General features: G+C 43.8%; 14 protein-coding genes and 3 pseudogenes. 6 read left to right on the plus strand and 11 right to left on the minus strand.

Annotated elements, in window-relative coordinates; genetic code table 11:
• A pseudogene (locus A1019T_RS00720) lies at window positions 1-93 on the plus strand (RNA-guided endonuclease TnpB family protein); the annotation flags it as partial.
• Window positions 94-241: 148 nt separating this feature from the next.
• Here the strand turns inward: A1019T_RS00720 and argS are convergent.
• The 6 genes and pseudogenes from argS to cmoA form a co-directional block, all read right to left on the minus strand.
• Window positions 242-2074, minus strand: coding sequence for an arginine--tRNA ligase (gene argS / locus A1019T_RS00725; RefSeq protein WP_077449982.1), 1833 nt, complete (start codon window positions 2072-2074; stop codon window positions 242-244).
• Window positions 2075-2312: 238 nt separating this feature from the next.
• Window positions 2313-3464, minus strand: coding sequence for an RNA-guided endonuclease InsQ/TnpB family protein (locus A1019T_RS00730; protein WP_077449983.1), 1152 nt, complete (start codon window positions 3462-3464; stop codon window positions 2313-2315).
• A pseudogene (locus A1019T_RS00735) lies at window positions 3461-4075 on the minus strand (IS607 family transposase). Before A1019T_RS00735 ends, A1019T_RS00730 begins: the two are co-directional and overlap by 4 nt.
• 56 nt (window positions 4076-4131) lie before the next feature.
• Window positions 4132-5259 (minus strand): DUF1176 domain-containing protein, encoded by a 1128-nt coding sequence (locus A1019T_RS00740; protein WP_077449985.1) that lies wholly within the window; start codon window positions 5257-5259, stop codon window positions 4132-4134.
• 143 nt (window positions 5260-5402) lie between these two features.
• On the minus strand, window positions 5403-6464 hold the full coding sequence (gene cmoB, locus A1019T_RS00745) for a tRNA 5-methoxyuridine(34)/uridine 5-oxyacetic acid(34) synthase CmoB (protein WP_077448353.1): 1062 nt from the start codon (window positions 6462-6464) through the stop codon (window positions 5403-5405).
• 192 nt (window positions 6465-6656) lie between these two features.
• Window positions 6657-7448, minus strand: coding sequence for a carboxy-S-adenosyl-L-methionine synthase CmoA (gene cmoA, locus A1019T_RS00750; RefSeq protein ID WP_077449986.1), 792 nt, complete (start codon window positions 7446-7448; stop codon window positions 6657-6659).
• A 180-nt stretch (window positions 7449-7628) separates the two neighbouring features.
• On the opposite strand from cmoA, the gene msrA reads away from it, so the two are divergent.
• From msrA to A1019T_RS00770, 4 genes are all read left to right on the plus strand, one after another.
• Window positions 7629-8150, plus strand: coding sequence for a peptide-methionine (S)-S-oxide reductase MsrA (gene msrA, locus A1019T_RS00755; protein WP_077448350.1), 522 nt, complete (start codon window positions 7629-7631; stop codon window positions 8148-8150).
• 63 nt (window positions 8151-8213) lie between these two features.
• Window positions 8214-8906 (plus strand): class I SAM-dependent methyltransferase, encoded by a 693-nt coding sequence (locus A1019T_RS00760; protein ID WP_077449987.1) that lies wholly within the window; start codon window positions 8214-8216, stop codon window positions 8904-8906.
• Window positions 8907-8938: 32 nt separating this feature from the next.
• The gene (locus A1019T_RS00765; RefSeq protein WP_077449988.1) at window positions 8939-9847 is read left to right on the plus strand and encodes a D-hexose-6-phosphate mutarotase; all 909 of its coding nucleotides are present in this window, start codon (window positions 8939-8941) and stop codon (window positions 9845-9847) included.
• Window positions 9848-10206: 359 nt separating this feature from the next.
• Window positions 10207-11595 (plus strand): lytic murein transglycosylase, encoded by a 1389-nt coding sequence (locus A1019T_RS00770; RefSeq protein WP_077448344.1) that lies wholly within the window; start codon window positions 10207-10209, stop codon window positions 11593-11595.
• A gap of 132 nt (window positions 11596-11727) precedes the next feature.
• Here the strand turns inward: A1019T_RS00770 and A1019T_RS00775 are convergent, their stop codons facing one another.
• The 3 genes from A1019T_RS00775 to A1019T_RS00785 form a co-directional block, all read right to left on the minus strand.
• A complete protein-coding gene (locus tag A1019T_RS00775) occupies window positions 11728-12030 on the minus strand; it encodes a hypothetical protein (RefSeq protein ID WP_077448342.1) in 303 nt (100 codons plus the stop codon).
• A gap of 210 nt (window positions 12031-12240) precedes the next feature.
• A complete protein-coding gene (gene murI / locus A1019T_RS00780) occupies window positions 12241-13146 on the minus strand; it encodes a glutamate racemase (protein WP_077448340.1) in 906 nt (301 codons plus the stop codon).
• An 80-nt stretch (window positions 13147-13226) separates the two neighbouring features.
• Window positions 13227-13844: a DUF1285 domain-containing protein gene (locus A1019T_RS00785; RefSeq protein WP_077449989.1), complete on the minus strand. Its 618-nt coding sequence runs from the start codon at window positions 13842-13844 to the stop codon at window positions 13227-13229.
• A 376-nt stretch (window positions 13845-14220) separates the two neighbouring features.
• On the opposite strand from A1019T_RS00785, the gene A1019T_RS00790 reads away from it, so the two are divergent.
• Window positions 14221-15888, plus strand: coding sequence for an electron transfer flavoprotein-ubiquinone oxidoreductase (locus A1019T_RS00790; protein WP_077448337.1), 1668 nt, complete (start codon window positions 14221-14223; stop codon window positions 15886-15888).
• 86 nt (window positions 15889-15974) lie between these two features.
• Here the strand turns inward: A1019T_RS00790 and A1019T_RS00795 are convergent, their stop codons facing one another.
• Both A1019T_RS00795 and A1019T_RS00800 read right to left on the minus strand, forming a co-directional pair.
• On the minus strand, window positions 15975-17390 hold the full coding sequence (locus tag A1019T_RS00795; RefSeq protein ID WP_244152382.1) for an alanine/glycine:cation symporter family protein: 1416 nt from the start codon (window positions 17388-17390) through the stop codon (window positions 15975-15977).
• A 143-nt stretch (window positions 17391-17533) separates the two neighbouring features.
• Window positions 17534-17841, minus strand: a pseudogene (locus A1019T_RS00800) (RNA-guided endonuclease InsQ/TnpB family protein); the annotation flags it as partial.

A 17841-nucleotide genomic window follows, 5' to 3' on the forward strand; every position in this document is an offset into this window, starting at 1 on the left:
GAGTGTGGCACATGGCATGATAGAGATATCAATGCTGCTAACATCCTTGCGGTCGGGCTTGACCGTCTAGCTGTAGGAATCCCCTCGGTTTAGCGAAGGGAGGAAGTCAAGATTCAGTCAGGCCATGTTTTTTAAAATTGTAAATAGCCCTATAAGCCAATCATAGCAAATTAAGCCAGTGATTAACTTATAGGGGATGTTAAGCATAGAAAACAATTAGCCCAAGCTCATCAACGGACTACTACATGCTGGTAGGGGCTGATAGTCCTAGTAGACTCAAGCCATTGGCCAGTACTTGACGCACAGCCTTAGACAGACGTAAACGGGCCTGCATTAAGTCTAGCTCTTCTTGGCTTGGCGTTTCATCAGCAATAATACTGACTGGTAAAATGCGATTGTCGTTATACCAAGCATGGAATAGTGAGGCCAAATCTTTTAAGTAGTTGGTCAATACGTGTGGGTCATAACCAGTGGCCGCACGTTTTAGCGTAGCAGGATAAGCAGCTAATAGCTTAATTAGCTCACTTTCCGCTTCGGCACTCAGCAAGTTTTGCATGGCTTTACCTTGGGTATCATCCACATCGAAGCCTTTGGCCACAATCTTTTCAAGCACGCTGCACACACGGGCGTGAGCATACTGGATGTAATAAACCGCGTTGTCTTTACTTTGTGATTTAGCCAGCTCTAAGTCAAAGTCAATGTGAACTTCTGGTTTACGAGCCACATAATAAAAACGCGCTGCATCGTTACCCACTTCTGCACGTAGTTCACGCAAGGTCACAAACTTACCTGAGCGAGAAGACATTTGGATTTTTTCTTCGCCGCGCCATAGGGCCACAAACTGAACCAAAATAACTTCTAAACGCTTTTCATCGATACCTAAGGCAGTTAGCGCAGCACGCACACGAGCGATATAACCGTGGTGGTCAGCACCCCACACGTTAATTACCGTATCAAATCCACGCTCGAACTTGTTTTTATGATAAGCAATATCTGATGCAAAGTAAGTGGTTAGACCATTAGCACGGCGCACCACACGGTCTTTTTCATCGCCAAAGTCGGTAGAGCGGAACCACGTATTGCCATCTTTTTCATACAAATGACCTTTGCTTTCAAGCTCTGCTAATACCGGCTCAATCTCATCTGCAATCGATTTTTCACTAAACCACTGCTCAAAGCGAACGCCAAAGTCATTTAAATCATCTTTGATGTCGTCAAGAATTTCATTCAGCGCGGCATTTAAGAATACTTCGTAGCCTTCTGTACCTAAAGCTTGTTTACTGTTGGCAATCAGCACATCAATATGCGCGTTTTTATCGCCAGAAACCACTTCTTTTTCACCAGCTTCATTTACTGCAGATACTTCATCTTCTGGTGCATTGTCACTGATGACGCTGTAGGGATGTAGATATTTATCGCCACTTTCCGCTTTGATTTCTTCTGCGATATTGGTGACATACTCGCCTTGATAACCACCAACTGGGAAGCTAATCTCTTCGCCACACACCTGCAAATAACGAAGATAGGTACTGGTCGCTAAAATATCCATCTGACGACCGGCATCGTTGACATAGTATTCACGGGTCACTTGATAGCCTACTGCTTCAAGCAGGTTTGCCACACTCATACCAAAGGCAGCACCGCGGCCATGACCAACATGTAAGCTTGAGGTTGGGTTAGCAGAAACGAACTCTACTTGAATCTTCTTGTCAGAGAACTCATCCGTTAAGCCGTAACGCTCATTTTTATCAAAAATAACGTCTAATACCGCAAACTTAGCATCACTATTTAAAAAGATGTTAATAAATCCAGGTCCAGCTACTTCTAACTTAGCAATGCTATCATTTTCAGGCAAAGCGGCGGTCAGCTGTTCTGCTAGAGCACGCGGGTTAGACTTCGCGGCTTTGGCAGCAGTTAAAGCGATGTTACTGGCATAATCGCCATGCTCAGGGCTTTTACTGCGCGTGATTTGACTGTTATTTTGCCAGTCATTCGGCAATATACCTTGATCAATCAGTACTTTGGCTGCGCTATCTAATAACGCAAAGATTTCATCAATTTGAGCTTGCGACATAATTTATTAAACTCTGAAGTTAAGTGAATATTAGATGGATATGATTTTACAGCAATACAGGGCGATAAGGTATTGCTAATATATATGGAGCAACCGTTCCGAAAAACTTACCTAAACCTACTCACATAGTTTTAGCGTTTTCTTCCTGCTTCATAGACGTTTGCCATTGTGATTACACTCAGGTCTTACATCGTCTCCACAGGCTAACACGGTGGAACTCACCGCTTTTTTTAAACCATCAGTGATGGGTTAACACTTTATCTGCATGTTGCAGTATATTGATACTGGCATTGACATCTCTATCATTTGCCTGCTGACAAGACGAACACGGCCATCGTCTAACTGATAAGGGTAATTCGTCTTTGGTCAGTAAGTGACCGCAATTAGAACAAGTTTTAGAGGATGGAAACCATCTATCTAACTCTTTAACAGTTTTACCGTATTGATTAGCCTTATAAACAAGCTGACGCTTAAACTCATAAAAGCCTAAATCGGCAATAGCACGGCTTAACTTGCGGTTTTGCATCATGCCTTTGGTGTTTAGGTTTTCAATTGCAATAACATCATACTCTCTCACCAAGCCAGTAGTAAGCTTATGTAGAGCGTCTTTACGGATATTACTAATTTGCAGGTGCAATCGTGATAGCTTGGCTTTCGCTTTAGCACGATTATTACTGCCTTTTTGTTTACGGCTTAATTGACGACTCAGCCTTTTGAGTTTGTTGAGTTGCGCCTTAAGTGGCTTGGGTGCCTTGACTTTAGTACCGTCTGATAGAGTGGTTAGGTCAGTAATACCTAAGTCTACACCAGTTTGCTTACCTGTCTTTTTGGCAAGGTTTACAGCATCTATTTCAACTGCAACAGAGACAAACCATCTCTCACCTCGACTAAAGATTTTAGCTGAGAGTATTTTGCCGTCAAAGCGCAAGGCTTCACGCATACGAACCCAACCTAGGTTTGGTATGCGAATCTGTCTGCCTTTAACAGCAAACTGGTCATTAGACAGGCTAAACCTATCGTTAACGCCTTTCTTGCGAAACTGTGGATACTTAGCCTCGCCCTTAAAGAAGCGCTTATAGGCATCACCTAGCTGCATAATAGCCAGTTGTGGGGCACATTTCGTCACCTCAAGCATGAATGGGTACTTATCATGCTTAATGGCGTTTAATTGTTTGCGTAGCTTGCCTTGGGTAGGCTTTAGTAATTTGCTTTCATCAACGTCAATACCCATAATATGACAAGCATCACGATAGGCTTTATCTTGAGCATACTGTCGTTGCCACTCAGCTAACGCCCAGTTATAGGCAAGACGAGCTATACCGCAAGCCTTAGCAAAGTAAGTGGCTTGCTTGTTGTTTGGAGTAAGCTCAATAATATGGCCTCGTATCATTCTAAACTTGCCTTGACTGCCTCAATGAGTTTTTTATTTTTCTTACTAGGTGAACCGTAAAGTCTGGCTGAAAACACTGTGATGATCTCAAGTACGTCTTGCGCCAATTCTTCTTCAAACGATAAGTTTTCACCTTGATTAATGATAACCACTTCAACTTGACGAGCTTCACACAAAGCAAAAACAAGTTCTGCCCCAAAACGCAGTAATCTATCTTTATGGGTTAGCACCAGCCTGTCTATTTTGTTGTCTAAAATATCGTCAAGCAGGCGTTTTAAGCCTTTTTTATGATAGTTCATACCACTACCCAAATCGCTAATCACCTCGAATGACCAACCTTGAGCAGAGCAATACAGCTCAAGCATTTCAATCTGACGCTGTAAGTCTGATTTTTGTTCATGACTCGATACACGAGCGTAAGCTATGGTTTTGCGTTGTTGCTCCACCTTATTACGAGTCAGGTTTGGGTTTATTTTAGATAAGTCATACCGACGATGGCCTTTGGGTGTTCTTTGGGCGACAAGCACACCTGTCTCATCCCATCTTCATAGAGTTGAGACGGAAACGCCTAACTGATTAGCTGCTTGTTTTATGCTTAACAATCTACTCATAGTGATTAATTATAGATAGGCTTAGGTGGGTTTGTAGTTACTGTTTGTAACCCTCATTATTTAGGCTCAACAACCTCACTCACATACGTGGGTAACTCCCACGCGCCACCTGAAAAGCTACGGCACAAACCTCTTGTTGCCTTATACGATCGAACGAAGTTTTCTCCATTCCACTGCCATCTTTCTATCCCCCAGCAATCCCCCAAGCCGCGACCTTTATGAGCAGCTAAGATTTCACCGTCTGTATAACCGCTACCCGTTGTGGTGATTAATGTTGGCTGGCTTGGTTGCTTGTTGTCTATAACCCAGTATCCAGAACCTGTGTTATAAGCACCACGCCAGCATAGATGCTCTGCAAGCGTGTACCGCTGGTTAATGGGCTGAAATGTCCACTTTCTGCTGTCCGTATCGTCATACCAGGAATTATCACCACTTAACGCATCACACTCTGATACATCATCTCGATTAATACTAGATTTTACCCAGTTATCCATATTAGTTTGAAAGTATGCGGATGTTTTTGCATCTAACTTTTTATTAAGCTTATCAGAATAGGCATATCCCCTTTTGATAATTGGTTTAGACTTCAAACTTTTTGGTGTTTGGCGATTGGGATTGTTTATACTTACCTTTTCACTCACTAAGGCTAAAGGAGTGCCGACTTTACCCTGAACCTCATCGAGTTTAAGTAATACAGACGCCATGCCCTTATCACTGATTTGCCATCGATCACTGCCTATATCTGATACGACAGCAATCTCAATTTTAGTGTTTTGTTGCGCGCGCTTAAATAATGATAGTGCTTGCTTTTCGTTCAGCTCATAAGTACCTTGTGGGCCAGCTGTCAATTGACCAAAAAACTTATCATTCAGCCAAAGCTCAACATCATATTCATCAGCTGATGATACTTCTGGTGGCAGTTGTATCTCTGCCGTCTTCACTTGTTGTTTCGGGTTAGCAGTAATTAGAATCGACGCTGGCATCTCATAAGCGTTTTCATCAGCATAACCCGCAGCACGGCAAGTCAACGTATTATCACAAACCACTTGCCAGTCTTGATTGACAAAGCCACTGTCCTCAAAAGGATTGCCATAAGCATCCGATGCCAAAGCAGGCGCAGCAATCAGCATCATTAGACCCATCAAACCTATACTAAATCGTTTTTTACCGTTAATCGTCGTCATGATATGGTTAACCTGCCTAGATGGTGTGAATAAAATGCCGAAAATCTAAGGCCAAAAGCCTACATGGATTGTGATTATTATCATAACCAATGTAGGCTTTTAAATTAAGAAAAATAGTTGAATTTAAGTAAGCTAACGATTCATTACTTCGTCGCTATCAACGTCGCTCGCATTGGTGCTGGATAACCCTCGATAGTCTTGGTTGGATCATTTGGATCCAAGAAGTCTTTAAGCGATTGATAAGTCATCCAATCTGTAGCACGCTGCTCCTCCGTTGAGGTTATGTCAATATCCACGCATTTCACATCGCTAAAGCCCACCTTCTCTAGCCAGCCCGTTAACGCCGCCACAGAGGGTAAGAAATAAACGTTATTCATTTTGGCGTATCTGTCGTGTGGCACTAGCACCGTATTTTTATCGCCCTCAACCACCAAGGTCTCTAATACCAACTGTCCACCTTTAATCAGTTGGTTTCTAAGCTGGTGCAAATGCTCAAACGGTGACTGCCGGTGATACAACACCCCCATACAGAATACGGTATCAAACAGCTGATTGCCTTGGTCTGAGCTTGATGGCAACTCCTCCAAGCCTACTGGAATATAGTGGGTACGATAGCCAACGCCAGTCTTATCGTCATCGGTATCGGCATCAAAACCCGCCACAAAATGGCGAATCGCCATAAACTGATGATAAAACAGGCAGGACGGATCAATAATAATCACCTGCTTTGCGCCCGCACCCGCCATACGCCAGCCGTGATAGCCTGAGCCGCCGCCCACATCTAAGACATAGCGGCCTTCAAGCGTACCCAAATGTGGCGCGACTCGGTTCCACTTCCAGTCACTGTGCCATTCGGTATCAATAAACACCTTATTATCACCGATGCCAATCTGAAACGGCCCCTTGCGCCATGGCATTAACTGCTTCATCAAGGCAGTAATCTGTTTGTTTTGACCCTCGGTTAACTGAGTATCAATGGTTAAGACATCACTGTTTAAATCCACATTTTTTATATCTAGCTGCGGCAAATTTTCCACTGAAGATAAGTAAGCCGGCGCGTGCGCATATTTACGCTTATCTTTGATGTCACTTAACCACTGCGGCAGGTTAGCCAACCACTGGGTTGCAATGGGGCGATATTGGGCACGCTGAATTAGCGCAAGGTACAGCTCACGTTCTGCGGTTTCGATGGTTTTATTGGTCATAGAAGGTTCGTTATGTGTTTGAATGTGGGGTGAGTGTTGTTAAGGTGATTATTGTTAAAGTGACTGCTATTAAGATGCCTATTATAAAAGGTATGCTGCTGTGCCTGAAATTGAAAGTGGCATTGTGCTAATTGGCAAAAGCAACTAGCACATCAACTTCTTGCTTGGATAACCTGAAATACTAAATCAGCCCTATTTAAAAGCAATCATAGAAGCAAAGTTTAAGAACTGGAACCAAGTCAAACTACGGTTAAAGCCCACTTCAGATAAGCGCTGATGGTGCTGATCTAAAGTATCGGTAATTAGCACGTTCTCTAATGCATTACGTTTCCCACTAATCTCAAGCTCACTGTATCCATTGGCACGTTTAAAGTCATAATAGCGCTCAACCAACCAGGCATCATCTTGCTCATCACCGGTGTGGGTCTTTTCGGTTAATACTAAGATGCCACCGTCATTTAAGGCATTATAAATATTTTGTAGTACTTGAGTGCGGTCTTCTGGGGGTAAAAACTGTAAAGTAAGGTTTAAAATCACCATGTCGCATGGCTCAAGCTCAAACCCGCGAATGTCAGCAGTAATCACTTCAACATCATGCTCTGGATAGTTTTCTTGTAGCAGTACTTCGGCTTTTTGAGTCATGGCCGGCGAGATATCCACTGCTTTGATTTGCAGCTCTTCTTTACCAAAGCCGCCTTTTTCATTTAGCAGTGCCATGGTGGCGCCGCCTAGCGAGCAGCCCAAGTCATACACTCGGCTGACACGCTTGCCTTCAGAGTTGACTTGACCTGCCTGACAATGACGCTTGGCAAATATTGGAAGCATCGCCAACATCTGGCCATAGCCTGGCACACTGCGGCGAATCATATCAGGAAAGCAGGCCACCACTTGCTCATCAAATGAAAAGCGCGCCGCTTTATCTAGTGGCGTGGTGAATACGTTATCATAGACAACAGCAGAATCGGTGGCGGCAGGATTTGACATACAAACTCACTTATCGGTAGCGGCGGCTTAGTGGGCCAGAATGAATGGCGTGATGAAGATAGAATATGTTGTATTATATCATTACTGTTTGTTACTTATAGCGCTACACTAGCCTGATAAAATTTAAGACCTAAATTAAATAGTCATAAATACATTTTTATAAATAAAAAGGACAATAAAATGCAAACAATTATTCTTGGTGGCGGCTGCTTTTGGTGCACTGAATCAGTATTCCAGTCAGTAAAAGGCGTTCAAAAGGTCACTTCAGGCTATATGGGCGGCGATGCTGCAACCGCAAACTATGATGCCGTATGTAGTGGCAATACTGGTCATATTGAAGTTATTAAAGTTGAATTTGATGACACAGTCATTCCGTTAGAAGTTATTTTAGACATCTTCTTTACTACCCATGACCCCACTACCAAAGACCGCCAAGGCAACGATGTGGGCAGCCAATACCGCTCTGTGGTTTTCTATACTGATGAAGCAGCCCAAAAGCCAACCGTTGACCGTACTATCAATAAGCTACGTAATATGGGAATCGGTGTGGTCACTGAAGTGCACCCTGCCAGCGAGTTTTTTGTTGCAGAAGAGTACCATCAAAACTTTTATAACAAAAACCCACAACAAGGCTACTGCTCAGCGGTTATTCCCCCAAAGTTATCTAAACTGCGTAAAGAGTTTAAGGAGTATTTGGTCTAACCCCAGCCTTTTGGATACCAGTCTTTTGGATATAAGCTTTCGCACTAGGAATAGAGAAAATTCATGGAACCGAACTTTTGGCAAAATAAATGGCAAAGTAATAAGGTGGGCTTTAATCAATCTAAGCCCAATACTTTGTTAATGAAGCACTTTTCTGCATTGCAGCTGCCACCAAACAGCTGCGTCTTTGTACCGCTATGTGGCAAAAGCATTGACATGGTTTGGTTAGCTGATCAAGGCTGTGATGTGGTCGGAGTGGAGCTGGTCGAGCTTGCAGTTGAGCAGTTCTTTGAGGAGCATCAAATACAGCCCACAATAGTTGAACACCCAAATACGCCTAATCTTAAATACTATCAAGGCCACCTCGATTCGCAGACGATTACCCTATGGGTCGGAGATATCTTTGAATTGACGGCGCAAGATCTAGGCTCAGTTGATGCCATTTATGACCGAGCTGCGCTAGTGGCTTTACCCGATGATGGCTCTGAGGATTCGCTACGGGTACGCTACTCGCAGCAGCTTATAAAGCTTGCCCCTAAAGCGCAGCAGCTTTTATTAAGCTTTGGATTAAGTGGCGTCGATGAAGCTGAGTATGCCAAATATTCAGGGCCTCCGTTTCTGATTCCTAGCCAGAAGATATACAGCTACTATCAGCAGGCTTATGAGATTAGCCTAGTTGAAGCTTATGAGACGCAGCAAGTAAATAGTGAGGGCAATCCCTTTCTAAATTTAGCCTGGCAGTTAGTGCCTCACTAGTATTTTCCACTTTATTCTACCAAGGATATGACTTGTTACCGACTTTAAAACACAGCAAAATTGACGAGCTAGATGCCCTGACCATTACCTCCCCTGACTATACGGCCACTGTATTATTGCAAGGGGCACAACTGATTCATTTCTCAACCCGTACTGGACCTGATAACTGGCTATGGGTAAGCGACAAAGCAGAATACAAAGTGGGTGATTCCGTACGAGGCGGCGTACCGATATGTTGGCCCGTCTTCGGCCAATTTGAGGCCAACCCACAACAGGTCAAGGACAGCTTCGCGGATTGTCGCTTTGATTTAAAGCAGCATGGTTTTGCTCGTAATCAAATCTTTGATGTCGACCTATTTAACCCGCTGCATGTAAATCGAAGATTAGATCACTTCTCAAGCTTAACTTTAAGCCTGCCTAAGCTAGAGGACTTTCACCCTAAACTTGGCCTACAGGTGAAGTTCTTATTTAGCTCTTACAGCTTTAGTATTGCGTTAACCACGACTAACCACAGCGATGAGACCGTTCACTTCTCCCAAGCACTGCACACCTATTTGCCTACCGGCGATATTGAGCAAACTACAATTAAGGGCCTCGATCAGGTAAGCTATTCCGATGCCTTGGACAACTGGATTACCAAAACCCAGCAAGGTGAAGTGACTTTTAGCGAAGGCGTCGATCGCATCTACCATGCTGCCCCTGCATTAATCGTAGTTGAACCACGAGCAAGCCTCCCTCAGATAGCTAGCAAAGGCAGTAATAGCACCGTGATTTGGAATCCTTGGCACACTAAGGCCCATGAGATTTCTCAGTTTGGCGCAGAGGATTATAAGAAAATGCTGTGTGTAGAAACTGCCAATGCCCACTTGGATACCGTTAGCTTAACGCCAGGTGAAAGTCATGAGCTTAGTGTAGAGATTATGCACCTTGCTTTCTTCTAGCTGGCTTTTTTAGTGGCTATTTGATCCACTCAGCGTCATAAGCACGCTTTGTCAAAGCAGACCATATTTAATATGGTCTGCTTTAGATTTATGCCCAGATTTACAATTCGTTTTTCTCATTGTTTTTCTAATTATTTACCCCTACCTTACCCCAACCCTTGCTACACGTTTTCTTATGGTAACCAAACTTGCTCACAGCTTTTCTTTAATCTTTATTTTGGTTACTCTAATATGAAGCGCTTTATAGGCTGCTTTTTGGCACCCTTATGAAGCTGACAACTTGCTGAAAATTTTATATTTAATTGGCTTTTACCTTCTGTCTATTCCTCATTTTATAAACAACACTAAGGATTTAATTTATGCTGCATACCCGTCTAGTTGCCGCCTTGTCTACGGCCATTGGCTTGTCTCTGGCTGCGACCAGTGCTCAAGCTGCCCCAGAGGCGCCTTATCTTTCTAATTCTCAATTCCAGCAGTGTTTAAATGGGCTAAAAAACTCAAGCACTTTCCGTGGTGTCAGTAGCTCTACTTTTGAAAACTACCGCCCAAGCGAGCCAGATCCAAGCGTTATCCAGTCTTTAAACTATCAGCCAGAGTTCCAAAAAGATGTGTGGGACTATTTATCTTCATTGGTTGATAAAGAGCGTGTGGAAGATGGTATCCGTGCCAAACATGAAATGGCTGATACCCTACGCCGTATCGAAGCCCGTTATGGCGTAAAGGCTGAACATGTCCTTGGGGTGTGGGGTGTAGAATCTAACTTCGGTCAGACTTTGGGTAAAAAAGACTTATTCCAGTCATTAGCGACCTTGTCTTGCTTTGATCGTCGCCAGTCTTATTTTCGTGGTGAATACGCCAATGCGTTAAAAATCGTACAAAATGGCGATATTGCAGCCAGTGATATGAAAGGTTCTTGGGCAGGTGCGTTTGGTCAGACCCAATTCATGCCAGGCACTTTCCTTGACTTAGCTGTTGATTTCGATGGCGATGGCCGTCGTGACCTAGTAAACAGTAAGCCTGACGCTCTAGCTTCTACAGCCAACTTCCTAAAAAAACGTGGTTATCGTAGTGGTGAACCTTGGGGCTACGAAGTAAAAATCCCTTCAGGCTTCTGGGGCAGCAACAGCCGAAAAAACAAGAAGTCTATGAGCTACTGGCGTGATAAAGGCTTTACCCTAGCCGATGGTCGTCCATTACCTTATGACTTAAGCAGTGCTGGTTTATTATTGCCTGCTGGTCTAGATGGCCCTGCCTTCTTAGTGGGTAAAAACTTTGATACCTTCTACTCTTATAACGCATCAGAGAACTATGCGTTAGCCATTGCTCATTTGTCTGATTTGATTACTAAAGAGGACAGCAGCAAGACCGACTTCATTACCGCTTGGCCAACGGACGATCCAGGTATCAGCCGTCAGCAAGCCAAAGACATTCAGCAAGCTTTAATTAATGCTGGTTATGATATTGGCGCAGTTGACGGTATTATTGGTGACAACACACGTAAAGCCATTCAGCAGTACCAGACCAGTAAGGGTGTATTCCCTGCCGATGGTCGTGCGGGTCAGAAGTTCTATCGCTTAATTAGTGGCGATCAAGGTATATCTTCACAGCCAAGCTATCAGCAAAACCAGCGAAATACTCAGCATAACAGCGACAGTATCAGCCGTCTGATTCAGCAACAAGATGGCGCTCGCAAAACAACTTCAAGTGATGGCACCATTCGTATCATCCGTACCGATACCGGTCAGTAATTTTAATGTCAGCTAGTCATAAAAAAGGCCACGCAATTGCGTGGCCTTTTTGCTCTGTATCGACTGTTACTAACTAATCTATACTAATTGAGCGAAATCGAAGCTTTTCAAATTGTTGCTTGAAACCCTACCTTAAACAATTGGTGGTGGATTTGGCTTACCGTTCTCACCGTCCCACTCTTCTTGAGCTTTTTTGTCTAAGTCAGCTGGGGTCTTAGGTTCCCACTTACCGTTTTCTTTCCAAGTCTTATCACCCCAATCATCATCTTCATCTTTGTCATCGTCCCACTTTTTATAAGCACTGCTTGGGTCAATGCCACGACGCTTCATATCCGCTACTTGCTCTTCAAGCGTATGAAACTGATCCGCATCATGCATCGCTTCTTCTAAATGATTGATTTCATCTTTTAATTTATGGTCATTACTGTTTGTCATATTATTTTCCTTAGACCACGAAGGGTCACTACACACTAATCTATCTATTTATATCTTTAAATTCTACTTCAAGCTTGGGTATTGCACAAACTAAACTCGTATGCTTTATATTAACAAGACAAGCTTTGGGTAACTCGCCTGCCTCACTCTTTACTCAATTAATGGCAAATAACTGACCTCTATGACATAACTGACCCTAATAAAAAGCTATTAGCGATGAATCAATCGATTAACGAGTTTTGAAACCTCTGCCAAATCGGCTTTGGGGTCCGAAACAAAAAAGGACAGCGTGGACTGAGCCAAACTAAGGTCATCTCGTTCTTGGTCGCTATGGCCAATATATAAGCTTTCGTTTGAGGCCTCTACTTGCTTTGAAGCTGCCAAAGACTGTGACTGCTGCAGTAAAGTTTTAACCCTAGCTGCAATGGCAGCTCCTGAATCTACTACCTTAATTCCCAAGTTCTCATCGGCAATCTGCGACATAACAAACTCTCGAAAGAAAGGATAGTGCGTACAGCCTAGCACCAAGTGATCCACTTTTTGTTGAGCAAAGTTTTTAAGCTGTGCTTTTAATCGCTCTGGCGTTTCACTTTGAATGGGCATGCCAGCCTCTACCCAAGGTACCAGATTGGGGTCAAACCACTTGACCACATTGACCTGTGCCGGCAGGGCGTAATCACTGATAACCGTGTTTAACAGCTCGCCATCTAAAGTTGCCTTGGTAGCCAAAACCGCCACACTTTTACTGTTACTATTTAGCACCGCAGGCTTTAGTGCAGGCACTAAGCCCACAATGGGAATATGAGGATATTTGTGTCTCGCCAACTGCAAGGCATGCGCCGAAGCACTGTTGCAAGCAATAACAATAAGCTTACACCCTGACTGCACCAACCAGTCCACCGCAATTAATGTCAGCTCTTTAATCTCCGCACTAGACCTTGGCCCATACGGCACATTTAGCGTATCGGCATAATATAGATACTGCTCATCTGGAAGTTGCTGCTTTAAATGAAGATAAACCGATAAGCCGCCTACCCCAGAGTCAAAAATACCAATAGGAGCGCTGTCCATTTTAATGGATGGGGAGGAAGGAATAGGTGTTGCTTGGGTTGCCATGGCTTAGGTACCAATTTACAGCATCAAAGCCAGCGCAGTCGTTATCTACGCTGGCCTGATTTACGATAAGAAACTAGCAATTAATTTTCAACAGTCACTGAGTAGGCTTTGCCGCCACTGCGCAGAGTCAGACTGGTTTGACCCGCCTCTTCAGTCAATTCACCCAGTTTAATCAAATGCATCAGAACATTACGGGAGATAAGACCTTTCATACCAAAGCGTACTTCAATATAAGGTCTTTGTTCGCCTTGATACTCTCTCATTTCAAGAGGATGCTCATCATCTAAAGGCACCACATCGCCTGTACTGGTGATAAACTCAATCACAGGGCTGTTATTTTGCTCTTTTTGCTCAATAAGATTGACCTCAGTGATTAAAAAAGGCACATCTTCTACAGTAATACGGATTTTTTCGACTGGGGTCTTTAAATAGTATTCGGGGTCTTGTTCAGTGCCTTCTTTCCACAGCACGGTGGCAAACAAATCAACCAAGGATTGACGGCTAACTTTGCCCCCTTCATGCCACCACTCCCCATTGGCTTTAATCACCATATCCATCTCACCCTGACGCTCAGGATGCCATTTATCAAGCGGGGGAATCGAGCGACCACGACGATCACTACTTTCTTGCTTTATAAACTCTGACAGCGAGTCTAAACTGCTCGATATTGTGACTTGTTGCTGCTCTGAATGCGACATTGTTATTATATCCTTGTATTATTGCCAGTGATATCCTCTTGAACCAAGAAAGCTACTTTAAAGCCATCTTTGATTAAAAGTATCACCTTAAAATAGTAGGTATTGTTACTTTACCACGGCTGAGTCACAAATCGTGTCGTCTTTATCTAACTTTTATTTTATAATAGGTAACTAACTGCAACCCTTTTTTTATGTTTCCGCCAGCTAAATCATGAGAACCGGTTTTTAGACCTGACTGTGGTCGCTTATTTGTACACAATTGGGTATATTTGACAGGTATTCAAATTAATGTTTGCTAGCGATTAAATTAATAGTGTCCACACCGACGATTATTATGTGGTGTTGGTATGATTTAGCCAGCTATAAGGAGTTTAAAATGCAAGATGAACAAATAGAACGTGAGTCGATGGATTTTGATGTTGTGATTGTTGGGGGTGGTCCCTCTGGTCTTTCAGCAGCCATCCGTCTCCGTCAACTCGCCCTACAAGCTGGCCTAGATGAGTTTATGGTCTGTGTTGTAGAAAAAGGCTCTGAGTTCGGTGCTCATACCCTATCTGGTGCGGTTATCGAACCTCGTGCTTTAGATGAGCTAATTCCGGATTGGAAAGAAAAAGGCGCTCCTTTAAATGTGCCGGTTACTGAAGACCGCGTATTTTATTTAAACTCAGCGACCCGCTCTATCAGAACTCCAGACTCGATCATTCCTGCGCCTATGCACAACCAAGGCAACTACATCGTATCGCTAGGTAACGTAGTTCGCTGGTTGGCTGAGCAAGCTGAAGAGCTTGAAGTTATGATGTTCCCAGGCTTCCCTGCCTCTGAAGTTCTTTATAATGACGACGGCTCAGTACGTGGTGTATTAACGGGCGATATGGGTGTGGCTGCTGATGGTTCACAAAAGCCAAGCTATGAGCCAGGCTATGAGCTAAATGCCAAATACACCATCTTCGCTGAAGGGTGCCGTGGTCACTTAGGTAAGCGTCTAATCAGCCGCTTTGCTTTAGACAAAGACAGCGATCCACAACATTATGGTATCGGTATCAAAGAGCTTTGGGAAATTGACTCAAGCAAACATGAGCCAGGTGTGGTAATGCACGGTCTAGGCTGGCCATTAACGGAAACAGGCTCTTCTGGTGGTTGGTGGTTATACCACGACGAAAACAACCAAGTGAGCTTTGGTCTAGTGGTAGATTTATCTTACCACAACCCATACATGTCTCCATTTGATGAGATGCAGCGCCTAAAAACACACCCAGTTATCAAAGAAGTATTAGAAGGCGGTAAACGTCTGTCTTACGGTGCTCGTGCATTGACCAAAGGTGGTCTAAACTCACTACCTAAGCTAACCTTCCCAGGTGGTGTATTGGTAGGTGATGATGCTGGCTTCCTAAACCCAGCTAAGATTAAAGGTACCCACACTTCAATGAAGTCAGGTATGTTAGCTGCTGAAGCTATCTTTGCGGCGCTACAATCAGGCCGTCAGCATGATGAAGTAGAAACCTATAGCCAGATGTTCAAAGATTCTTGGTTATATGAAGATAACTACTCAGCCCGTAACTTTGCACCAGCTATGCACCGTATGGGTCTGTTCATGGGCGGCGCTTTCACCTTTATCGAGCACAACCTGCTTAAAGGTAAAATGCCACTAACTATCCGTGATACTACCCCTGACTACGATAATCTAGATAAGGCCAGCACATCTTATAAGCCAGATTATCCGAAGCCAGATGGCAAGTTAACCTTTGATAAGCTGTCTTCAGTGTTTATCTCAAACACCAACCATGCTGAAGATCAGCCAAGCCACTTAAAGTTAACGGACCCAACGGTTCCTGTGACTGTGAACTTACCAATTTATGCAGAGCCTGCACAGCGTTATTGCCCAGCTGGCGTGTATGAAATTGTGAAAGATGCAGAAGGTGCTAAGTTCGTTATCAATGCTCAAAACTGTGTGCATTGTAAAACCTGTGATATTAAAGACCCCTCACAGAACATCACTTGGGTAACACCAGAAGGTGGCGGCGGTCCTAACTACCCCAACATGTAACCAAGCATAAGCTATTGATAATAAAAGAAAAACCCAGTCAAATGACTGGGTTTTTTATTAGATAAAAGATTAGTTTTTAGAGCTAACTAGTCTTTCCAAGCATCACGGTTCGCTTCATTTTTTAATTTTACGAATTGATCGGGATCAAACGTAATTTGCTCAGGTGTTTTGCCTTCTTTGATTTGACGCTCATAGTCTCGTAACACACGCAGCGCCACTGGAGACAAAATAACAATGGCCACTAAGTTAGTCAGTGCCATTAAACCCATCGACAAGTCAGCAAAGTTCCAAATGGCAGGTAAGCTTGCAATTGAACCCACAAATACCATGCCCAATACTAAGAGACGGAAAATCATAATCGCTACTTTGGCACTTTTTTCACCTGAGATAAACTCTAAGTTTGACTCTCCATAGCTGTAGTTGGCAATGATTGAAGTGAAAGCGAAGAAGAAGATGGCCACGGCAATAAAGTAAATCCCCATATCACCCACATACTCAGATAAGGCCAACTGGGTCAATTGAATGCCTTCTTGCTCCACATTTGGATCGCTAACCACTCCTGATAAAATGATGATAGAAGCAGTCGCGGTACAAATTACTAGGGTATCAATGAATACACCCAGCATTTGCATAAAGCCTTGCACTGCAGGGTGGTCAGGGTGACTCTTAGCTGTCGCCGCAGCGTTAGGCGCAGAACCCATACCCGCTTCGTTCGAAAATAGACCGCGTTTGATACCATTAATCATCGCTTGAGCGATACCATAGCCCAATACACCACCGGCAGCTTGCTCTAAACCAAAGGCAGATTTCACAATTAATACAATCGCTGCTGGGAACTGAGTGAAGTTGGTGATGATAATAAATAGTGCCAGTAATATGTATAAAATGGCCATGACTGGAACCACTTTACCCGCTACTCGGGCTACAGAGCGCAGACCACCAAAGACCACAGGGGCTACTAAAACTACTAAAACCAAGCCGGTTAACCAAGTAGGCGCACCAAAGGCTTGGTGGGTAGCTTGAGCGATAGTATTAGCTTGTACCCCATTGAACGCAAGACCAAAGGCGACCAATAGACACAACGAGAAAAATATCGCCATCCAGCGCTGACCTAAGCCTTTTTCGATATAATAAGCTGGGCCGCCGCGATAGACGTTATCGTTATGAGGCACTTTATATGCTTGAGCCAAAGTTGACTCAATAAAGCTGGTCGACATCCCTAAAATTGCGGTAATCCACATCCAGAACACCGCGCCAGGACCACCAATATAAACGGCAATGGCGACACCGGCTAAGTTACCAGTACCAACACGGGCGGCAAGCGAGGTCATCAGGGCTTCAAAAGAGCTGATACCCCCATCTTTGCGACCCTGTCCGGAACTACGGAGCAAGTTCCACATATGACCGAATTGACGGAACTGTACAAAACGAGTTGCTATCGTAAAGAAGATACCAACTCCAATCAGCACAAAAATCAATAGACCATACCAGGGATTATCCATGATTAACCAGGAGTCATTCCCCCAGACAATCCCATTTCCCCAGTTTACAAACGTATTAAAACCTTCCACGAAGGCATTCGACGATTCCGCCATAGCAATTCTCCTTGTCTTTTTGTATCTTATCTATTGACCTCCTCCCCTCGCTAAACAGAGGGGATTCCTACAGCTAGACGGTCAAGCCCGACCGCAAGGATGTTCTTAGCAGCATTGATATCTCTATCATGCCATGTGCCACACTCAGCACAAGTCCATCCTCTTATTCGCAAGCCTGCTCTACCCTCAAGCTACTGTCACTTATTTTATGGCAGCACGAGCAGGTCTGGGTAGTGTAATTCTCATTTACCATCTCAAGCTGACAACCTGCATGCTTGCATTTATATTCCAGTTGTCTTTTAAGCTCAAACCAACCTGCATCGTATGTTGATTTAGCTAGATTGGTTTTTCTAGTTGT

The organism is Psychrobacter piechaudii (assembly GCF_900162825.1).
GTDB classification, from domain to species: domain Bacteria; phylum Pseudomonadota; class Gammaproteobacteria; order Pseudomonadales; family Moraxellaceae; genus Psychrobacter; species Psychrobacter piechaudii.